Source organism: sulfur-oxidizing endosymbiont of Gigantopelta aegis, from assembly GCF_016097415.1.
Classification (GTDB): domain Bacteria; phylum Pseudomonadota; class Gammaproteobacteria; order GRL18; family GRL18; genus GRL18.
The window spans coordinates 385,852-405,383 of sequence record NZ_JAEHGE010000001.1 but is presented as its reverse complement, the minus strand read 5'-3'; the positions used below and the strand labels follow the sequence as shown (position 1 = coordinate 405,383).

The following is a 19,532-nucleotide window of genomic DNA, read 5'->3' as shown; positions in this document are numbered from 1 at the left end:
AACAATATTATTATCTTTTAGATAAATATAGCAAGCATTTGAAATAAATCTAATTTTTATTCGAAATCCTGTAAAAACACCTGAATTCAAGTCATAAATGCATGAAAGCTCATCAATCATTTGTTACTCGTATTCAAGCCAAGAGGTTAATTGTTTCCTCAACCTGTTCTTTGGCTTGCTCAAGCACTTTGATACTGAGTTCAGGGGTGAGTTGGCCGAGTGCCAATTTGGTAAATGCAGGGACTTCATTGAGTTTGGGGTATGCGGATGATGTGGGTTTGCCTACTAAGGCATGTAATTGAGCCACAATGATGATATCGCAATATTCAGGTTTTTCTCCGGGTTGTCGTAGCCAGTATTCCGCCTCTCTGGCTGTGGTCACTAAATCTTCAGAAAAATTCCATTTAGTTAATATGGCAGCGCCCACTTCACCTTTTAATTGCTCTATCAATAGGTCAAAATCTGTTTTATCAGTGAGTATGTCAGGGTGTTTGTCTGCATAAGTGATAATTGGAATGGCACCAATGTCATGTAATAAGCCTGCTAATAGGGCATGTTCGGGATTAAAGCCGGGGGTGATTTTGGCTAATACAAAACTTAAAGCAGCTACTTCCCGACTGTGATTCCAGATAGCCATCATTTTCTTTTTCAAAGTTTTATTCTTGGTGGTAAACAGTTCTTTCATGCTGAACGACGTGACTAATTGTGAAGTTACTTTCGTTCCTAGTCGAGTGACGGCCATCTGGCAATCATCAATTTTTTTGATTGAGCGGTAGAGGGCGCTATTGGCTGTTTTTATAATTTTTGTGGTAATCGCTGGGTCAGATGCAATGATATTGGCAATATGCTTGAAATTACTTTTTTCATCATAGAGTGATTGACGAATTTTTAATGCGACATCCGGTACGCTGGGTAATTGTAAACGATCATTAGAGAGATCTTTTAATAATTGCTTATACAAATAATGGTCTTTGATTTTTTCAGTACCATTTTCTTGAGCCGCTTTGTTGATGAATTGTAAAACGGTATCAATATCAACGATGACTACTTTAATCTCACTGACAGACTTAACACTATAACGGCTGGGTCGATAACGAGACAGTGGGTTTTTAGCATTTTCACTGCGGGCATGGATCAGCCATTGTGTGCTGGACTCATCACCGACTTCAACAGTACCGTCTATGAGAAAATATTGTAGTGGCGTATCGCTAAAGAGTTGAATAAAGGTTTCATTGGCTGAGATTTTTTTTATTTGTATTAAATTGCCTAATTCAATTAATTGATGATGATTGAGATGCTGAAATGGTAAAAAAAATTTAAGAAAGTTAAGAACCATATATTTAAGAACCATATTTAAAAACCATATTTTAAAAAAATAGGGGGTTTCAGCTACTGTGTTTTATAGATAATAAAAAAATGCCTCACCTTTCTTATAGTAGAACTTTGCAATAAATGCACGTCCACAGGGGCAAATAGCTGGCCTGATTAGATATTAATTGAAGAACTGTGATTCACTTGGATGTTTTACTTGTTTATTGGCAAGCTGAAAATAAAATGCATGGTTTGCTCCCTTTTGTTATTGAGTGCAGTCAAACGCCCTTGATGGAACTGGCTAATCAGGCTGGCAATATATAAACCTAAACCCAAATGGTCTTGCATTGAACGATGATTTCTATAGCTGGTTAATGAGGTGAAAATGGACTCTAATTTATCGTCATCGATCATCGCACCATAATTGCTCAGCTCTATCTGAACGGTGTGCTTGTTCTCACCGGACTGCTGATTTTTTGCTTCATGTAGACTAAGAATAATGGGCGTTCCGGTTTTATGAAAACTGATGGCATTACTGAATAATTTATCGAATAACTGAGCGATTAATTCAGGTGATATGATATTGTATAGCACCTTTAAGTCAGTTTGAAATTGAAAATTGATATCAGGATGGGTGGCTTTTTGGGCGTCAATGTAGTGGCGGATAAAGCCCACCATTTCAATTTTTTCTTTTCCCATAGCGTCGATGGATTGTTCCAGACGACTAGCCTCACTCATTCTATTGAGCAGATTATTCAGACGCGTGCAACCTTCCTGAGCTCGTTCAGTGTATTTGACAGCGGTCTCGTGAATTTGTAAAGAGTTGGCCATTTGAAATTGTTTCGGCCAGATCACCTCAATGACTCCCAGATCAAGTCATGATCTGGGATTTGAATGACTTCCCTTTAACTTTCAATCTGATCTTTCATACGATAGCTTTTTCCTTCAATAACCACTGTCTGAGCATGATGCAGTAATCTATCCAGCAATGCTGAGGTCAATGTGCTGTCATTGTTAAAGATCTCTGGCCAGTCCTTAAAGGCACGATTGGTGGTGATCACCGTTGAGCCCACTTCATAACGACCAGAGATGATTTGAAACAGCATATCGGCTCCATTCTTATCAATGGGTAAGTAGCCCAGTTCATCTAAAATGAGGATTTCAGGTTTAATGTATTTGCGCATTTCCAGTTTCAAACGACCCGATTTCTGTGCCACAATGAGTGAGTTAATGGCATCCACCGTATTTGTAAACAAGACCCGTTTTCCATTGAGACAGGCATGATGACCTAAGGCGGTGGCCAGATGCGTTTTTTCTAAGCCAACGCCACCCAGTAAAATAATATTAGTGTGTTGCTTTAAAAACTGTAGCCGAAAGAGATCCTTGATCTGCAGTTGATTAATTTTCTTTGGCCAGTTCCAACTGAACTGCTGTAGTGTTTTCACAAATGGGAATCGAGCCGTTTTCACTTTACGTTCAATTGCTCTTTCCTGTCGCCTATTATCTTCCAACTCAATTAACTGAGTCAGGTAATTAACATGAGACCAACTGTCTTTATTAGCCTTTAAAGCCGTCTCTTCATAATGCTCGGCAATACCAGGCAACTTAAAGTATTTCAACTGTTCAAGTAGTCTTTCGACTTCTTTATCAGTGGGCATATCAAGCATCATTTGAATGGCTTCACTTTTCTTCTTTTTGTTTGATTGTTTTGTTTCAAACTGGATGGTTGAGTCATAAGTTGTTCCTTTGATTTCTTTAGGTTGATAAATATTGATGTCGGGTTTTTCTAACGTAATGTCGAGTAAGTCTTCACTGCGGGTTAAATGCAAAGCACCTGCTTCGGGTAATTTGTTGAGTCGCTGTTCCAATAAATTGGCCACATACTCACTACTGAAGGCTTCAAAGACAAAGGCATCCAGCATGGCTCGTTCAGTGGCTTCAATGCCATAGATTTCACTGAGGCCAACAATCTTTCGCACATGAACTTTAGGGTTTAAACGCTTCTGAGCCAGCTTTTGATAGTAATCACTGGCACGAGGTGACAGTGCAATAAAGCGTTGAAACAGTTTTTGATCTTCTGAACGTCTGCGCTGGGCTAGCAATTCTTTGGGATGGTCCGGATCTTCAAAATCACGATGGCGCTCAAAGCTGCGAATGTGTCGGGCAATGAGTTTTTCCTGATCATAAACACAAAGTCGCTCGGGATAGATTTTTAAGGTCAGTGACTGGCTGGCATATTCTGCGGGCACTGAATAGCGGTTAGAATCCAGACTGATGCGAAACAGTTTGGTCGAGCGGACGGTTTCAATCCGTGCAATGTCATATCGGTTAATGGGCAAAGAGCGCATGGCCTGCACATCTTCAGGCAAACAATCCACTGGCTTTTTTCGGGTTTCGCCATGGATGCGCACATTAGCAATGTCAGCCATCCAGATTTTAATGGCTGGATTCAAGATCTCAAACTGAGTCAACTCCAGGCCATTGAGGAAGTTTTTTTTTTGACATAACCCACCCCGTTTTCAACCCGACCTTTTTCATTGCCCTTACGAACGCCACAGGCTTTAATTCTAAAACCATAATGATGTGCAAAGTCTAAGTATTTAGGGTTAAAAACAATATCTTCTCCTGCAGGGCGAGAGAGAACGCCCGTCTTCAAATTATCAATCATGACTTTTTCCGGCACGGCACCAAAGAACTCAAAAGCATGTTGATGACAGGCCAGAAAGTGTTCCATGCTTTGTGATAAAGTGAATTCTACGTACATCATTCTGGAATGGCATAACACCATCACAAAGAAGTTCAGCTTGCGAGTGGTTTCACCCACTTGAATGGTTTTGTACAGGCCCCAGTCAACCTGAGCAGCTTCACCTGGTGCAAAGGCTAAGGTTAAAAAGCGGGCTTTCGTTTGGGTCGAACCTGATGAACATAACGTTTGACCACAGAGTAGCTCCCGTCATAACCCTCCTCCTGTACTCGTTGAAAGAGCTGAGTCGCCGTATAAGCATGCTTTTCCAGCAAACTGACAATATCATCCTTATAGGGATCGAGTTTGCTGTTTTGTGCTGCCGGTTTCCGTGGTCGATAATGTTTTTCCTGTAGCCAGCTCTCTACTGTGCGGTGATCTGATCCATCTTTGTGCAATCTGACCTACGTTCAGCTTATCCTGTTGATACTGTTTCATACGGCACCAGGCTTCATAATCAATCATGATGGCCTCCAGCATTTAATTGTTTGAGTATTTGTTTTATGTGGACAGGTGAAGATGAGGTTTGTCTAACGGGGTCAGATTTGGCTGATGGGGATAAAGATAGGACTTGATACAAAGGATGTTTATAAGTGATTAGTTTGGCCTGAATGAGTTCTGTTCGTGCCTGAGTGAACTTTAATGTCCCTATATTCAACTGTTTCATTAAGCTCGGTTGTGAGTAATAACTCAGCCCATTTTGATCGGCAACGGTAAGTAAAAATAAATAAAATGCCATTGATTCACAAGAGCAAGACTCAAAGTGGCCATCACGAACCAGGCGGTGATCGATCCAACTGAACTGAGAGGGGATTTGACGTAATTGCCCTGGATTGGGCATAGGATGCTCGGTCATTGTTTTCTCCATGTTTTAGGTGAGTGTTGAGTAAAGATCCTCGCCTAATTCTCGCAGTTTCAGACCACTCTCGACTATGTCATCTTGTAACGTACTACCGATAAGATGTGCAATTAATCCTATTAAAACAGTGGGTTGGGACTTTAAGATCTCTTGTAACGCATTGGCGTTAAGATCGTCTGTTTTCTCTTTTATATCAATCGCTTGCGTGATTAAGGTATCTTGTAACGGTAATGGGTTATCCAATGATTGTTGTACAATTTTCCAGTATTTTGGATTTTGGGAACGCCATTGCTGAACACGCTGGACATTGACAGTGCCACAGAAGTAGTTTTTATTTTGAGGTTTTTGCAGCCATTTTTTTTGACTGGCGGCCTTACTGGCTTGTCGACACTCAGGTGCTGAGCAGAATTTCTGACGACCTTTAGAGCGGGGGTTGGGTTTGAAAAAAGTGTGGCAGTGCAAGCACTTGCAAGTTCCTGAACGTGGCATTGAGTATTTCCTCTACCTGAGATAGTTGAGGAAAAGCAAGAAAAAGTACAGCAAAGAAAAGAACGGAAGAAGACAGAAGAAAATCCAAGTAGAACAAAAGATTTCTTGATTACCCATAAAGCTCCGCCATTTTTAGGAGCTTTCCATTCATAGGTGGCGTTTTCATCGCCACGCATAAAAACCTTGGCATCATGTCTTTTAAGTTAAAGCGTCTATTAAACCGATAACAAAATTCAGCAAGATACCGAGGTAAATGTTTTGAGTTAATGGAATGATAGCTTCCCTTCATAGAGTTTTTAATATTACCTATCATAGTGTTAACCCAGATAAACTCAATTTTATCAACACTTGCCGCACCACCACCCGTGACGATTGGAACATGCTTACAGTCAGCTTCTTTAACCGCAGGAAAACAATTTAACCCATCTGAGTAAACAGTACTTCCAGGTGTTAAATGAGTTTGTGCCCATCGTTTTATTTCACTGGATTTAAACCCTTTAAGCACATTTAAATTCATTGCAATCGGGTGTCCATCTTCATTAGTAGAAACGGCTGCAACGAACGGTGTTTTATTTTCTGAACCACGACCTCTGGAGCCGCCTCTGTGCTCACCACCCCAGTAGGCATCATCAATTTGAATGATGCCTGATAAAGGTTTACTGTCATCACGTTCTTTCATAACCTGCATGATCTTTTGTTTCATACTCCAGGCTGTATTGTAGCTTACCTTAAGCTGTCTCTTTAATTCTAATGCTGAAACCGCTGTCTTCAATTGAGTCATAAGATGAATCGCTAAAAACCACTTAGATAAAGGCAGTTTGGTACTATCAAATATTGTCCCACAGGTTGCTGATGTCTGATGATGACAATGGTGGCACTGATAAAGATGGCGATGTTCTAGAGTGCAATAAGTCTTATTGCCACACTCTGGGCAAACAAATCCATCAGGAAATTTCCATTTAAATAAGGCTTGTCGGCACTGTTTGTCAGTGCCATAATCATTAAAAAGCTCAAATAAACTATAACCTTCTTGAAACTGAATTTTATTTTTTGACATCATTCTACTCCACACATAATCTATACTTTAATTATAGTATAATTATAGTATAATTATCGAAATATGGCGGAGCTTTGTGGGTAATCAAGAAAGATTTTTTTAAAAATTGGGAAGAAAAAGCAGAAGAAGAAATGACATTTTCAAATGGCCAAGATTAGGACACTTTCAGGAGACCCCTGACAGTGTATTTACTATTGTCTGTGTTTAGCGACTGCCTATCCATATTTTCCAGTGATGATTTAATAATGGTGAGAGGAGTTCTTAATTCATGGGATAACTTGCTGGATAGAGAACGTAAATATTCATTATTTTGTTCAATGCGAGACAATAAAGTAGAAAAACTACGTGCTAAATCACCTATTTCATCATTATCATTGCGATAAAGCTGGTTGGAAATATGTCCGTCATTGGACAGGGCAAGATTAGTATCGTTGCGTAAATTAATAATGCGCTTCAATAAGCGACTGGAAATAAAGAACAAGGTCAAAGTAATAGTAAAAAACACCAGCAGAGTGAGGTATAAAATTCGCTCAAAGGTTTGATCCTGTAAGGCTAAGAGGGTGTCATTGTTTTGTTCCAGTACCAGACTGCCAATGACACGATTATCATAGTCATATACTGGCGTTGTGACTGAGAGGAGCATTTTGTCACTATGAGGATTGTCTAACCAGTCGGTAGATGACTTCCCCTGTAGGTTTAATTGCACAAAGGGATTGTCTATTTTTGCCTGATTGCGGCCATAAATTGATTGTTGTTGTGGGTAGTTCATTACGATGAGATATAAGCGCCGGTATAAGGCAAGCAGAGAGAAGGTGTTATTTGACTCAGACTCAGTAATTTTTTTATTGTCTTTGTTCGTCCTGTCCTTCTTGAGCATTTCCGAAGTGCTTTTTGCATTAATATAATGTTGCTTATTGAGTAGCCAGAGGCGGGTATTGGGAGGCGTCAGATGTTGTAATTTTAAGGTGTTGAGTCGATCATTAGTGACAATAGGATTAAGTATTTGAATGGTTGAGAATGAATTAATAGTACTACTATGAGCGCTTGAGATCAGTGGCTTGATAATGTTTTGTGGCGTAAGCTGCTGAAATTGAAATGCTAATTGTGAATTAATGCCATTTATAGGCACTTTGAACTCTAAACTAAAGCCCTGATTGTTTGCTTGCCACTGAGCTGTGATTTGTGGACTGAGAGAATTTTTTTGTACGGGGGTGATTGCCTGAGCCTTGACCCAACCCGGTGTCTGTAACTTGAATTCATAGCTCTGTATTTGACGGGCATAATTCAGGAAGTCAAAGCGAATCATATCGGTGGCTTTGCTTGCGATAAAACCTATCTGGCCAAAGCTTTTATTTTCTTCCAGTGAAGATTTATCGACGCTCAATAAGAAATAATAATATTGATCATCATTAACACAGAGTAATGACAGCTTGTGGGCTAAAGCATCTTCTGTATTGGTCTGCTGAATAGGGTAAAAATATTGCTGGCGATTTTGCAAAGTAAACCAATCACCGGCAAAACCATCGATGATTTTTTTATTCTGTAAGGAATGACAATAAATCGCAGGACTGGATGACTCAGTGAGTCGGTTAAGACGCACGAGAGATGCATTGTTTCTAAACACTGAGGCAATGGTTTTGGCATTGACTAAGGTGGATTCAGCATGATTGTTTTTTAAAAATAGTTCCAATTCTTTTAAGTAGCTCAGTCCGGCAATGGGCAAGATAAATAGGGCAATGGTTGCTAGTAATAGCTTGCCCCGTAGACCTATTAATCGAAACCTGTTTTTATAAGGCTTTTGTGGCTGCTGGAGCTTATGCGATATGTTAATGGCAACGCCACCGATAACCAGCGCCATAAATCGTTTCGATACAATCAAAGTGTTTGTCGATTTGTATCAATTTTTGTCGAATACGTTTGATATGCGAGGTGATGGTACTATCATCGACTACTGTGCTGGCATCATCCATTAATTGTTCGCGTGATTTGACGTGTCCAGGGTGGCGCACTAAGGAGTGTAACATCCAGAACTCTGTCAGGCTTAGATCAACCAGGGTGTCTTGCCAGTGAATTTCCAGACGCTCCAGATTTATTTGCAAGAGGCCAACTTTCACTTGTTTTTCTTCCTGTGGCTTTTTCTCAATGGCTGAAATTCGACGGAAGAGGGCAGAAATGCGGGCACTGAGGTGGGGGAGACTGATATCCTTGGTTAAATAATCATCTGCGCCCAAACGTAAGCCTGAAATGGTATCCAGATCATTGTCTCTGGCGGTTAAAAATATAATGGGCAAGGTTTCTGACTGCTGGCGTAATTGCCGACATAAATCAAATCCACCTTCAATTTCATCATCCAAACCAATATCTAGTAAAACCAAATCAGGCAGTTGTTCATTAAATGCAGATTCAGCGGCGGATTTTGTCCCATAAGCTTGTACCTGATAGCCTTGGCGCACTAACATTTCACTATAATTGTCCCGGATTGCCGGTTCATCTTCTACAATAACAATACGTTTAGCCAAACTAAATAAACCTACTTTGTGTGAATTGACATAATTTAGCCATAATTCTTCATTATTTAGTCACAATTAACAAGTAGGAATTGCATATTTTATTGATTAAATCATTGTCAGAGTTTTAATCAATAAATAAGCGACGAGGATGACTAATGAACAATACCAATAAAGTTTACTGCCCATCATCACAAGATTTTTTGTATTGGGCACCTGAGTCAATTGCTGACTATGAGCATTGGTGTGAGATTGATGAAAGCGAGCAAATACAAACGCATTTAGCCACTGAAACGGATAAAAAATCACCTCAAAGCAATTTAAACCTATAGATATTTTCCAAATGAATTAGATAATGCTAAAATGCTGGAATAGATCATAAGTTTAAGCTGACGAGGAGTCATAGTGGCGTTAAAGTTTGTTGAATCAGCCAAGTTACCAACGCAATGGGCAGAATTTACAATTTGCGGCTATGAAGATGAGCAAACAGGTAAGGATCATATTGCCTTAGTCTTGGGTGATATTGCAGATGGCGAGCCCGTTGATATACGAATGCACTCAGAATGTTTAACGGGTGATGCTATGTTCAGCATGCGTTGTGATTGTGGCCCGCAATTAGAAGCCGCTTTGAAGCATATTGCAGAAGCAGGTCGTGGTCTATTACTGTATTTACGTCAAGAAGGCCGTGGGATTGGCTTAATCAATAAAATTAAAGCTTATCACTTGCAAGATGGTGGTGCTGATACCGTTGAAGCCAACGAACAACTGGGTTTTGATGCAGATTTACGTGAATATGATATTGCTCGCGATATGCTAGAGCATCTACAAGTAAAACAACTACGCTTAATGACCAATAATCCCAAGAAAGTGTCAGCACTTGAAGAGCTTGGTTTTGACGTCGTTGAACGCTTACCATGGAAACATGGTGAAAATCCCCACAACTCCCACTATCTGTCTACTAAGGCCGGAAAATTAGGGCACATGTTTTAATATTCATCTGGCTAGTGCCCACCCTACAATTTTACATTTCAGTAGGATGTGGTGAGGAACGAACCGCATCAATGGCTTTAAATGTACATCTTTGATGCGGTTCGTTGTACTCACCACATCCTACCAATGTAAAGATAAATTGGTTTATTTGAACTGTCCCCTAGCCAACATGCATCTTATCAGCCGCATCAACAGTATTTTGTAATAATGTTGCGACTGTCATAGGGCCAACGCCACCAGGAACAGGGGTAATATAGGCTGCCCTTTCGCAGGCGACTTCAAAATCGATATCACCGATCAATTTACCATTATCAAGACGATTAATACCCACATCAATAACAATAGAGCCCTGTTTAACCCATTCGCTATTAACGATACCGGGCTTACCCACAGCAACGACCAAAATATCAGCACTGCGCACATGTTCTTCAAGGTTTTTGGTAAAACGGTGACAAGTGGTGACAGTACAGCCTGCTAATAATAGCTCTAGCCCCATAGGACGCCCAACAATATTTGATGCGCCTACAATGCAAACCGTTAAACCTTTGATATTCGTATTAGTACTATCGAGAGTTTGGTTTAATAGCGTCATGATGCCACGGGGTGTGCAAGGACGTAAAACCGGCATACGTAATGCCAGACGACCGACATTATAAGGATGAAAACCATCGACATCTTTATTCGGATGAATGCGTTCAATAATGGTTTCTGAATTAATATGTGCTGGCACCGGCAATTGCACCAAAATGCCATCAATGCTGGCATCATCATTTAATTCATCAATGAGTGCCAGTAAATCGGCTTGTGAGGTTGCTTCTGGCAAGTCATGAGCAACAGACTTAATTCCCACTTTTTCACAGGAGTTGCGCTTGTTGCGTACATATACTTCAGAGGCCGGATCATTACCTACTTTAATGACGGCCAGGCCGGGGACACGCAAACCTTTTTGTAGACGTTGTTCAACACGTAGTTTTAACTGTGCTTTGATATCATTGGCAATGCCCTTGCCATCAATTATTTTTGCCGTCATGTAGGGTAATTTTCCGAAATTTGATTTGAGTGAATGAAAAGTCATTCAGACCTATTTTTTATAGGGGATATATTTTACCTAAAACTCAGGCTTATTGGTAATTTATTATAAAAAAGCAGGCATTTATTTATCATAAGAAATATTTCAAAAAAACGCTTGCATTGCTCTGGCAAACTCATTAATATACGCACCACTTGATGTTTAGACGCAGTGACTGCTTAAAAGCAGGCGTAGCGACGCAGAATAAACATTAATCGGGGTATAGCGCAGTCTGGTAGCGCGCTTGCTTTGGGAGCAAGATGTCGGGAGTTCGAATCTCTCTACCCCGACCAATTTTATTACTAAGTCTTTTGGACTGGTTAATTTTGGTTATACAGACGTATACAACAAAAAACCAGTATTAAACGATTTAGCAATAGACTCTGCGCCCGTAGTTCATCTGGATAGAGCATCGGCCTTCTAAGCCGAGGGTAGCAGGTTCGAGTCCTGCCGGGCGCACCATTATTGCCTAGTCGGATTTTTCGAAATCCAGTAGTTCTAAAGTAAAATTGTTCTAAAGTAAAATTGTTCTAAAGTAAAATTGTTCTAAAGTAAGATCATTGTGGTGAGCGTAGCTCAGTTGGTAGAGCTCAGGATTGTGACTCCTGCGGTCGAGGGTTCGAACCCCTTCGTTCACCCCATTTACCTATCAATGAAATATTCTTAGAATTATATTTTTATATAAATATCACATGCGGATGTGGTGAAATTGGTATACACGCTGGTTTTAGGTACCAGTGCCGCGAGGCGTGAGAGTTCGAGTCTCTCCATCCGCACCATTTATTTTTTGCATTTTTATTTGCAAATATCTCTACTAATTTTTCCCTCTTTACGTAAAGCCTCTTATATTTCCTAAAATTTACCCTCGTTTTATTGAATTACAGTCTTTGTTTCTCTTTAAGTTGCCCAATATCCCATTTTTATTAGTTTCTTTGCTAAAAAGTGTTAATTTTTCCCTTCAAGATATTGTATAATGAGCTGTTCAGCTATATATAACTGCTTAGTAAACCATTTATTCTAAAAGTGGCATAGCTATAAGATGTAAAACTCATTACCCATATTCAGACAATCATTGCTGAATATGGGTAATGAGTTTTTTTAAAATTAATTTCGATTGTAATGAGGATAAAAAATGCAGGTTTCAATAGAAACAAAAGAAGGGCTAGAAAGAGAAATGCTTGTTGAGTTTCCAACATCAGATATTAATGGTGAGGTTAATTCTCGTCTACAATCGCTAACAAAGACTGCAAAAATTAATGGTTTCCGTCCGGGTAAAATCCCAATGTCAGTGATCAAAAAGCGTTATGGTGGTCATGTTGAAGCCGAAGTTTTAAATGAAAAACTACAACAGAGCTATTTTGAAGCTGTCAATCAAGAAAAATTAAAGCCTGCGGGTCAGCCAACCATCGATATGGTTGATAATGATGATAAAAATATCGTCAAATATAAGGCTGTGTTTGAAGTTTATCCAGAAATCACCCCCGCATCATTTGATGGTCAGGCTTTTGAAAAAGCCAATGTGACGATTGGCGAAGAAGATATTGATTCAACAGTAGAAAATATTCGTAAACAAAATCAGACTTTTACTGATGTTGACCGTGGTGCAGAAGAAGGCGATCAGGTTGTTGTTGATTTTGTGGGCACCATTGATGGCGAAGCATTCAAGGGTAATGAAGGCAAGCAAGTGCCTGTGACTATTGGTCAGGGTCAAATGATTGAAGGTTTTGAAGAAGGCATAAAAGGCGCTAAGGCTGGTGATGAAAAGACCCTGAACCTGAAATTCCCAGAAGATTATCACTATAAAGATGTTGCCGGCAAGAATGTTGATTTTGCTGTGACTGTTTCAGCAGTAAAAGAAGCGACATTACCTGAGTTAAATGATGAGTTTTTTACTAAGTTTGGCGTATCAGAGGGCGGTAATGACGCTTTCCGCGCAGAAGTCAAAAAGAACATGCAGCTTGAACTTGATAAGGCTATTGATGCTAAATTAAAGAACCAGGTTATGGATACCATCATTGAAATTAATGATGTGATCGCGCCTAAGGCTTTAGTGGAAGAAGAAGCTAAAAACATGGCAGAGCAAATGCAGTCTCAGTACCAAATGCAAACCCAGGGTGATTCCCAGTTACAAACGAGCTTGTTTGAAGATCAGGCTACACGTCGTGTGACTTTGGGTATGATTTTGGCTGAACTCGTTAAAGTGAATGAAATCACAGCAACACCTGAGTTGGTGAAAGAAAAAATCAATGAAATGGCAGAGAGCTATGAAAATCCACAAGAAGTCATGGATTATTATATGTCCCATAAAGAAAAGTTAGCTGAAATCGAATCTTTTGTGTTAGAAGAGAAAATTGTCGATTGGGCTTGTGAACAAGCAACAATTGCAGAAAAAGACTTTAGCTTTACTGAATTTATGAATCCTAAAAAGGATGAAGAAGAAGCATAATTGCTTTTTTAAGCAATTGTCTATAGCCTTTTTTAAAAGGGGTATAGAAGGGCAATAGATAGCCTTTTTATTGCCTTATTGCTTTGCCAATAAATCATCTTAAATACATTCGTCTTACAAAAAGGACTGTCTATCAATGACAAATAATCACATTTTAAATGGGGCTGCACAAGTTGATGCACTGGGATTGGTGCCAATGGTTATCGAGCAGACTTCAAGAGGGGAACGCTCCTACGATATCTATTCAAGATTATTAAAAGAGCGAGTGATTTTTTTAGTCGGTCAGGTTGAAGACCACATGGCTAATTTAATTGTTGCCCAATTATTGTTTCTTGAATCAGAAAATCCTGATAAAGATATTCACCTATATATTAATTCACCCGGTGGTTCGGTTACCGCAGGGATGTCTATTTATGACACTATGCAGTTTATTAAACCAGATGTCAGCACCATGTGTATTGGTCAGGCTGCCAGTATGGGGGCTTTATTATTGACCGGTGGAGCAAAAGATAAGCGCTATTGTTTGCCTAATTCAAGAATGATGATTCATCAGCCATTGGGTGGCTTTCAAGGTCAGGCTTCTGATATTGAAATTCATGCCAAAGAGATTTTGACACTTAAAGATAAATTAAATCAAATTATGGCGACTCATACTGGCCAGGATTTAGATGCCATTGCACAAGATACTGATCGTGACAACTTCCTCAGTGCTGATCAGGCAGTTGATTATGGCTTAATTGATAAAGTCATTAGTAAACGTGAAACTTCATCAGAAGAAGATTAATGTGCAGTTTATTTATGAGAATAAATAAGCCAAATTGATGATAAATGTTGATTTATTAATAAATAAGACTTATATATGTTAGTTATAGATAACATAATCAGTATAAAACTAGGGGCATAAGCCCTGATATGAGGTTTGTTTTATGAGTGATGATACTCAAAATAAAGATGAAAATGGCAAGTTACTTTATTGCTCTTTTTGTGGTAAAAGCCAGCATGAAGTACGCAAGCTAATCGCTGGACCTTCGGTATTCATCTGTGATGAATGCGTTGAACTCTGTAACGACATTATTCGTGAAGAAATTCAAGAGCAGGGTGGATCTGTGCCTGGTAAGAAATTACCAACACCCCGTGAAATTAACAAAACCCTTGATGAGTATGTTATTGGTCAAGTCGGTGCTAAAAAGATTCTTTCTGTGGCTGTTTACAACCACTATAAACGTCTTGAAAGTGGCCATAAAAAAGATGACGTGGAATTATCAAAAAGTAATATCCTGTTAATTGGTCCTACGGGATCAGGTAAGACATTATTAGCTGAAACCTTAGCGCGTATGTTGGATGTACCTTTCACCATTGCAGATGCAACGACTTTAACAGAAGCAGGTTATGTGGGTGAAGATGTTGAAAATATTATCCAAAAATTACTGCAAAAATGTGATTATGATGTAGAAAAGGCACAAACAGGTATTGTTTATATTGACGAAATCGATAAGATTTCTCGTAAGTCTGACAATCCATCCATCACCCGTGATGTTTCGGGTGAAGGCGTACAGCAAGCCTTGTTAAAGTTAATTGAAGGCACTATTGCTTCAGTACCTCCTCAAGGGGGTCGTAAGCATCCGCAACAAGAATTTTTGCAGGTCAATACTGCGAATATTTTATTTATCTGTGGCGGTGCTTTTTCCGGCTTGGACAAGGTTATTCAAAATCGCTCTGATAAGAGTGGTATTGGTTTTGGGGCTGAGGTCACTAGTAAGGATGATGCGAAAAGTTTTGGTGAGTTATTGGATGATATCGAACCAGAAGATTTAACGCGTTATGGATTAATTCCTGAATTTGTTGGGCGTTTACCCGTGATTGCGACCTTAAAAGAGTTAGATGAAGAAGCGCTTATTCGAATTCTAACTGAACCTAAGAATGCCTTGGCAAAACAGTATAGCAAGCTGATTGAAATGGAAGGTGCTGAACTTGATTTACGTCAGGAAGCATTAAAAGCCATTGCCAAAAAAGCCATGGCAAGAAAAACCGGCGCACGGGGTTTACGGTCTATTTTAGAACAGTCATTACTTGACACTATGTATGATCTGCCTTCTATTGATGACGTGGAAACAGTGGTTGTTGATGAATCAGTCATAAATGGTTTATCTGAGCCATTGCTCATTTACGCCAAAGAAGCCAAAAAAGCCTCCGGAGAGTAAATCATTAGTCGTTTTTATTGATTTGCTTAATGAGTACCAACACAAAAAAAGAGGCTATATAGCCTCTTTTTTTGTGTTTAAGCTTTATAAAATGCATATTTACTTGATTTTTTGGCTCTAAGACCCATATTTAATAGACACAGAATAACATTCTCAGGTGCTTGATTGGGCGTCTGAATAATAAGTATTACAAGAGGAACTCCTTGATGGAGAATGACGCTAATATTTCAAAAATCACTGATACCACACAAATCTATCCCGTTTTACCCCTTAGAGATGTAGTTGTTTATCCTCATATGGTCATTCCACTTTATGTGGGAAGAGAAAAGTCGATAAATGCGCTTGAAGCTGCCATGGAAGAAGATAAGAAAATTATTCTTATTGCCCAGAAAAATGCATCGGATGATGATCCAAAGCCAGAAGATATCCATTCGGTAGGTACAATCGCCTCTATTTTGCGTTTATTAAAATTACCGGATGGCACGGTTAAAGTCTTAGTCGAAGGTGATGAGCGTGCACAGGTAGATAATTTATTTGCTTCAGATGATTTTTATACGGCACAGGTGTCAATTTTCGAAGCCACAAAAATTGAAGAACGTGAAGCTGATGTGCTGACGCGTACAGTAATGAATCAGTTTGATCAATACGTCAAAATGAATGATAAAGTACCGCCTGAAATACTTTCCTCCTTATCCAGTATCGAAGATCCTAGTCGTTTAGCCGATACCATTGCAGCACACATGCCGCTTAAAATTGAAGAAAAACAGGTTATTCTGGAAATTTCAGATGTGCGTGAACGTCTAGAACATTTATTGGCACAAATGGAATCTGAAATTGATATTCTGCAAGTAGAAAAACGTATTCGTGGTCGCGTTAAACAGCAAATGGAAAAAAGTCAGCGTGAATACTATTTGAATGAGCAAATGAAAGCGATTCAAAAAGAGCTCAATGACATTGATGATGTACCCAATGAGCTAGAAGAACTGGAAAACAAGATCAAAGACTCAGGCCTGTCTACTGAAGCTAAGAAAAAGGGCATGGCAGAATTAAATAAATTAAAAATGATGTCGCCTATGTCGGCTGAAGCATCTGTGGTCAGAAATTACCTTGAGTGGCTGACCAATGTACCCTGGAAGAAACGTTCAAAAGTGCGTCATGATTTAGCTAAAGCAGAAGCGATCTTAGAAGAAGATCATTATGGTCTGGAAAAAGTTAAAGAACGTATACTTGAATACCTTGCAGTACAGCAACGGATGAAAAAACTTAAAGGGCCTATTCTCTGTTTGGTTGGGCCTCCAGGTGTCGGTAAGACCTCATTAGGGCAATCGATTGCCCGGGCAACAAACCGTAAATTTACCCGTATGTCCCTGGGTGGTGTGCGTGATGAAGCTGAAATTCGTGGTCATCGTCGCACTTACATCGGCTCCATGCCGGGTAAGATTATGCAAAATATGTCCAAGGTTGAGGTGAAAAATCCATTTTTCTTATTGGATGAAATTGACAAAATGGCCATGGATATGCGTGGTGATCCTTCTTCAGCATTATTAGAAGTGCTTGATCCGGAACAGAATGACACCTTCAATGATCACTATATGGAAGTTGATTATGACCTATCGGAAGTCATGTTTGTTGCGACTTCAAATAGTATGAATATCCCCGGTCCATTGCTTGACCGAATGGAAGTTATTCGTTTACCAGGTTATACCGAAGAAGAAAAAGTAAATATTGTTGCTCGTTATTTGATACCTAAACAGCTAAAAAATAATGGCCTTAAAGAATCTGAATTGACCATTAGTGAAGGTGCGATTCGAGATATTGTCCGCTATTATACCCGTGAAGCCGGAGTGCGTAGCATTGAGCGAGAAGTGGCTAAAATTGCCCGTAAAGTAGTTAAAGAAATTTTACTTGACAAGAAAACCAAAAAAGTGGCTGTCACTAGTCGCAATATAGAAAAATATCTGGGTGTAAAACGTTTCCGTTACGGCAGTGTTGAGCAAGAAAATCAAGTAGGTCAAGTGACAGGGCTTGCATGGACAGAAGTGGGTGGTGAAATCTTAACCATTGAAACCGCCGTCATGCCGGGTAAGGGAAAAAATAGTGTCACTGGCCAATTAGGTGATGTGATGAAGGAGTCAATACAAGCTGCGATGTCAGTGGTGCGTAGTCGCTCTGATAGTTTAGGTATTGCCTATGAAACGTATGAGAATAAGGATATTCATATTCATGTTCCTGAAGGTGCGATTCCTAAGGATGGTCCCAGTGCAGGTATCGGCATGTGCACAGCACTCGTTTCAGCACTGACAGAAATACCGGTTAAGGCTGATGTGGCCATGACAGGCGAGATTACGCTTAGAGGTGAGGTGTTACCCATTGGTGGTCTTAAAGAAAAGCTTCTGGCTGCACTAAGAAGTGGCATTAAAACTGTTGTCATTCCCATAGAAAACAAAAAAGATCTGGTGGACTTACCGAAAAATATTGTCTCTAAACTCGACATCATTCCAGTACAATGGATTGATGAAGTACTACAAATTGCTTTAGTTCATGCACCCACACCCACACCGATCAAAGCAACGACGGCAACAAATAAGGTAAAAACAAGGAAGAAAGCAGCAACAATAAGAGCTCACTAACTTATATTTCACTCTTATAAAGTTGTATAAAAAAACACCAATGCCTGCATTGGTGTTTTTTTGTGCATTGTTTTAGCTAATTTGAGTTAATTTTTTATTGTTAGCATCGTTCTAGTCATTACTTACTTTGTTGATAGGGAGCTTGATTTTTAATTATATCTAAGTTTGGTAATATCAAAACTTTTACATTAAAAGGCTGTAACATATTGTTTTAATATACGTTTGCAGATATTTAGAGTCTTTAATTAATTTTATAAAATATCTGTTTTTATGTTATTTTGAAACTATTTTAAATAAATGATAAGTTTTGCTAGATTTTAACTATAAATTTTGATTCAATATGGCTGTATCCGTTGTTACACAACACTTGTGTTATTTAATAATTTTATTTTATCTATCTATAATGACATCTTAAACAATCTGTGTTTTTAAAAATAAATGTATTTAAAAATACTTTTAAAAAATTGTTTAAACTTTTGATTTAAATTTTTAATTTTATCTGACTTGATATGTTTTTTTATAGGTACAAAAAAGGGGAGCTTTTGTGAATAAATCCGAACTAATAAACGCTATTGCTGAGAATGCAGACTTACCTAAAGCGTCAGCAGGCCGTGCATTAGATGCAACAATTAAAGCCATCACAGATTCACTTGCAAGTAACGAACCTGTTACTCTGATCGGCTTTGGTACTTTTGAAGTAAGAGAGAGAGCAGCACGTCCTGGTCGCAATCCTCGTACTGGTGAAACCATTCAAATTAAAGCATCAAAAAATCCTGCATTTAAAGCTGGTAAAGCTTTAAAAGAAGCGGTAAACTAAGCCACTTTCAAAAGAACGGTTTTGGGTGATTAGCTCAGCTGGTTAGAGCACCGCCCTTACAAGGCGGGGGTCATAAGTTCGAATCTTATATTACCCACCATTAAAACTCAGTTTGATTTATATAAAATATATAAACATTTTCAGTGTTTATATTAATAAAAAAATAGTTCTGATTTTAATTAACAGATTTAAACACTGTTAAAATATGTTTTAGAAAATTAGGAGCGGTAGTTCAGCTGGTTAGAATACCTGCCTGTCACGCAGGGGGTCGCGGGTTCGAGTCCCGTCCGTTCCGCCAAATATGGGAAGCGCGTTTTTGACGCGCTTTTTTTTGCACTTTTTTTTGCACTTTTTAGTCAAAGTTATTTATAACTTTTTAATGGCTTTTTTAATAACTATAATTTAATGAGATA

General features: G+C 39.0%; 18 protein-coding genes, 6 tRNA genes and 1 pseudogene. 13 read left to right on the top strand and 12 right to left on the bottom strand.

Annotated elements, in window-relative coordinates; genetic code table 11:
• Positions 1 to 133: 133 nt before the first annotated feature.
• From JEU79_RS02010 to pdsR, 11 genes and pseudogenes are all read right to left on the bottom strand, one after another.
• Complete coding sequence (locus tag JEU79_RS02010; protein ID WP_198262755.1) at positions 134 to 1,351, bottom strand: HDOD domain-containing protein; 1,218 nt, start codon at positions 1,349 to 1,351, stop codon at positions 134 to 136.
• A 173-nt stretch (positions 1,352 to 1,524) separates the two neighbouring features.
• Entirely contained in the window at positions 1,525 to 2,142 is a 618-nt protein-coding gene (locus JEU79_RS02005) for an ATP-binding protein (RefSeq protein WP_198262754.1), read from the bottom strand.
• 74 nt (positions 2,143 to 2,216) lie between these two features.
• Positions 2,217 to 2,978, bottom strand: a complete 762-nt coding sequence (istB, locus tag JEU79_RS28260) for an IS21-like element helper ATPase IstB (RefSeq protein WP_425511161.1) — start codon at positions 2,976 to 2,978, stop codon at positions 2,217 to 2,219.
• A 513-nt stretch (positions 2,979 to 3,491) separates the two neighbouring features.
• A pseudogene (locus JEU79_RS28255) lies at positions 3,492 to 3,659 on the bottom strand (Mu transposase domain-containing protein); the annotation flags it as partial.
• Between the two features lie 119 nt (positions 3,660 to 3,778).
• On the bottom strand, positions 3,779 to 4,153 hold the full coding sequence (locus JEU79_RS27900) for a DDE-type integrase/transposase/recombinase (protein WP_343075000.1): 375 nt from the start codon (positions 4,151 to 4,153) through the stop codon (positions 3,779 to 3,781).
• A gap of 44 nt (positions 4,154 to 4,197) precedes the next feature.
• Positions 4,198 to 4,452 carry a hypothetical protein gene (locus tag JEU79_RS27895; RefSeq protein ID WP_343074925.1) on the bottom strand — a complete coding sequence of 85 codons (255 nt, stop codon included), beginning with the start codon at positions 4,450 to 4,452 and terminating at the stop codon, positions 4,198 to 4,200.
• Positions 4,453 to 4,511: 59 nt separating this feature from the next.
• The gene (locus JEU79_RS01990) at positions 4,512 to 4,910 is read right to left on the bottom strand and encodes a hypothetical protein (RefSeq protein ID WP_198262753.1); all 399 of its coding nucleotides are present in this window, start codon (positions 4,908 to 4,910) and stop codon (positions 4,512 to 4,514) included.
• Between the two features lie 15 nt (positions 4,911 to 4,925).
• The gene (locus tag JEU79_RS01985) at positions 4,926 to 5,402 is read right to left on the bottom strand and encodes a hypothetical protein (RefSeq protein ID WP_198262752.1); all 477 of its coding nucleotides are present in this window, start codon (positions 5,400 to 5,402) and stop codon (positions 4,926 to 4,928) included.
• 109 nt (positions 5,403 to 5,511) lie between these two features.
• Positions 5,512 to 6,459 (bottom strand): IS1595 family transposase, encoded by a 948-nt coding sequence (locus JEU79_RS01980; RefSeq protein WP_198262526.1) that lies wholly within the window; start codon positions 6,457 to 6,459, stop codon positions 5,512 to 5,514.
• Positions 6,460 to 6,613: 154 nt separating this feature from the next.
• Positions 6,614 to 8,317, bottom strand: coding sequence for a histidine kinase dimerization/phospho-acceptor domain-containing protein (locus JEU79_RS01975; protein WP_198262751.1), 1,704 nt, complete (start codon positions 8,315 to 8,317; stop codon positions 6,614 to 6,616).
• Entirely contained in the window at positions 8,286 to 8,918 is a 633-nt protein-coding gene (pdsR, locus tag JEU79_RS01970; RefSeq protein WP_246540486.1) for a proteobacterial dedicated sortase system response regulator, read from the bottom strand. Before pdsR ends, JEU79_RS01975 begins: the two co-directional genes overlap by 32 nt.
• Positions 8,919 to 9,124: 206 nt before the next feature.
• Here pdsR and JEU79_RS25725 point away from each other — a divergent pair, with 206 nt between their 5' ends.
• Together JEU79_RS25725 and ribA are read left to right on the top strand one after the other, a co-directional pair.
• Positions 9,125 to 9,298, top strand: a complete 174-nt coding sequence (locus tag JEU79_RS25725) for a hypothetical protein (protein WP_214660470.1) — start codon at positions 9,125 to 9,127, stop codon at positions 9,296 to 9,298.
• 73 nt (positions 9,299 to 9,371) lie between these two features.
• Positions 9,372 to 9,956 carry a GTP cyclohydrolase II gene (ribA, locus tag JEU79_RS01965; protein ID WP_198262749.1) on the top strand — a complete coding sequence of 195 codons (585 nt, stop codon included), beginning with the start codon at positions 9,372 to 9,374 and terminating at the stop codon, positions 9,954 to 9,956.
• Between the two features lie 160 nt (positions 9,957 to 10,116).
• On the opposite strand, the gene folD is transcribed toward ribA, so the two are convergent.
• Positions 10,117 to 10,986, bottom strand: a complete 870-nt coding sequence (gene folD / locus JEU79_RS01960) for a bifunctional methylenetetrahydrofolate dehydrogenase/methenyltetrahydrofolate cyclohydrolase FolD (RefSeq protein ID WP_198262748.1) — start codon at positions 10,984 to 10,986, stop codon at positions 10,117 to 10,119.
• 255 nt (positions 10,987 to 11,241) lie between these two features.
• Here folD and JEU79_RS01955 point away from each other — a divergent pair.
• The 11 genes from JEU79_RS01955 (at position 11,242) to JEU79_RS01905 (ending at position 19,417) form a co-directional block, all read left to right on the top strand.
• Positions 11,242 to 11,318, top strand: a tRNA-Pro gene (locus tag JEU79_RS01955).
• A gap of 92 nt (positions 11,319 to 11,410) precedes the next feature.
• Positions 11,411 to 11,487 (top strand) — tRNA-Arg (locus tag JEU79_RS01950).
• A 103-nt stretch (positions 11,488 to 11,590) separates the two neighbouring features.
• Positions 11,591 to 11,666 (top strand) — tRNA-His (locus JEU79_RS01945).
• A 53-nt stretch (positions 11,667 to 11,719) separates the two neighbouring features.
• A tRNA-Leu gene (locus JEU79_RS01940) sits at positions 11,720 to 11,804 on the top strand.
• Positions 11,805 to 12,157: 353 nt separating this feature from the next.
• Complete coding sequence (gene tig, locus JEU79_RS01935; protein ID WP_198262747.1) at positions 12,158 to 13,471, top strand: trigger factor; 1,314 nt, start codon at positions 12,158 to 12,160, stop codon at positions 13,469 to 13,471.
• A gap of 136 nt (positions 13,472 to 13,607) precedes the next feature.
• On the top strand, positions 13,608 to 14,255 hold the full coding sequence (gene clpP / locus JEU79_RS01930; RefSeq protein ID WP_198262746.1) for an ATP-dependent Clp endopeptidase proteolytic subunit ClpP: 648 nt from the start codon (positions 13,608 to 13,610) through the stop codon (positions 14,253 to 14,255).
• A gap of 142 nt (positions 14,256 to 14,397) precedes the next feature.
• Complete coding sequence (clpX, locus tag JEU79_RS01925) at positions 14,398 to 15,672, top strand: ATP-dependent Clp protease ATP-binding subunit ClpX (RefSeq protein WP_198262745.1); 1,275 nt, start codon at positions 14,398 to 14,400, stop codon at positions 15,670 to 15,672.
• Between the two features lie 206 nt (positions 15,673 to 15,878).
• Positions 15,879 to 18,302, top strand: a complete 2,424-nt coding sequence (gene lon / locus JEU79_RS01920) for an endopeptidase La (RefSeq protein ID WP_198265812.1) — start codon at positions 15,879 to 15,881, stop codon at positions 18,300 to 18,302.
• 544 nt (positions 18,303 to 18,846) lie between these two features.
• A complete protein-coding gene (locus tag JEU79_RS01915) occupies positions 18,847 to 19,119 on the top strand; it encodes an HU family DNA-binding protein (protein WP_198262744.1) in 273 nt (90 codons plus the stop codon).
• 23 nt (positions 19,120 to 19,142) lie between these two features.
• Positions 19,143 to 19,219, top strand: a tRNA-Val gene (locus tag JEU79_RS01910).
• A gap of 121 nt (positions 19,220 to 19,340) precedes the next feature.
• A tRNA-Asp gene (locus JEU79_RS01905) sits at positions 19,341 to 19,417 on the top strand.
• Positions 19,418 to 19,532: the final 115 nt, after the last annotated feature.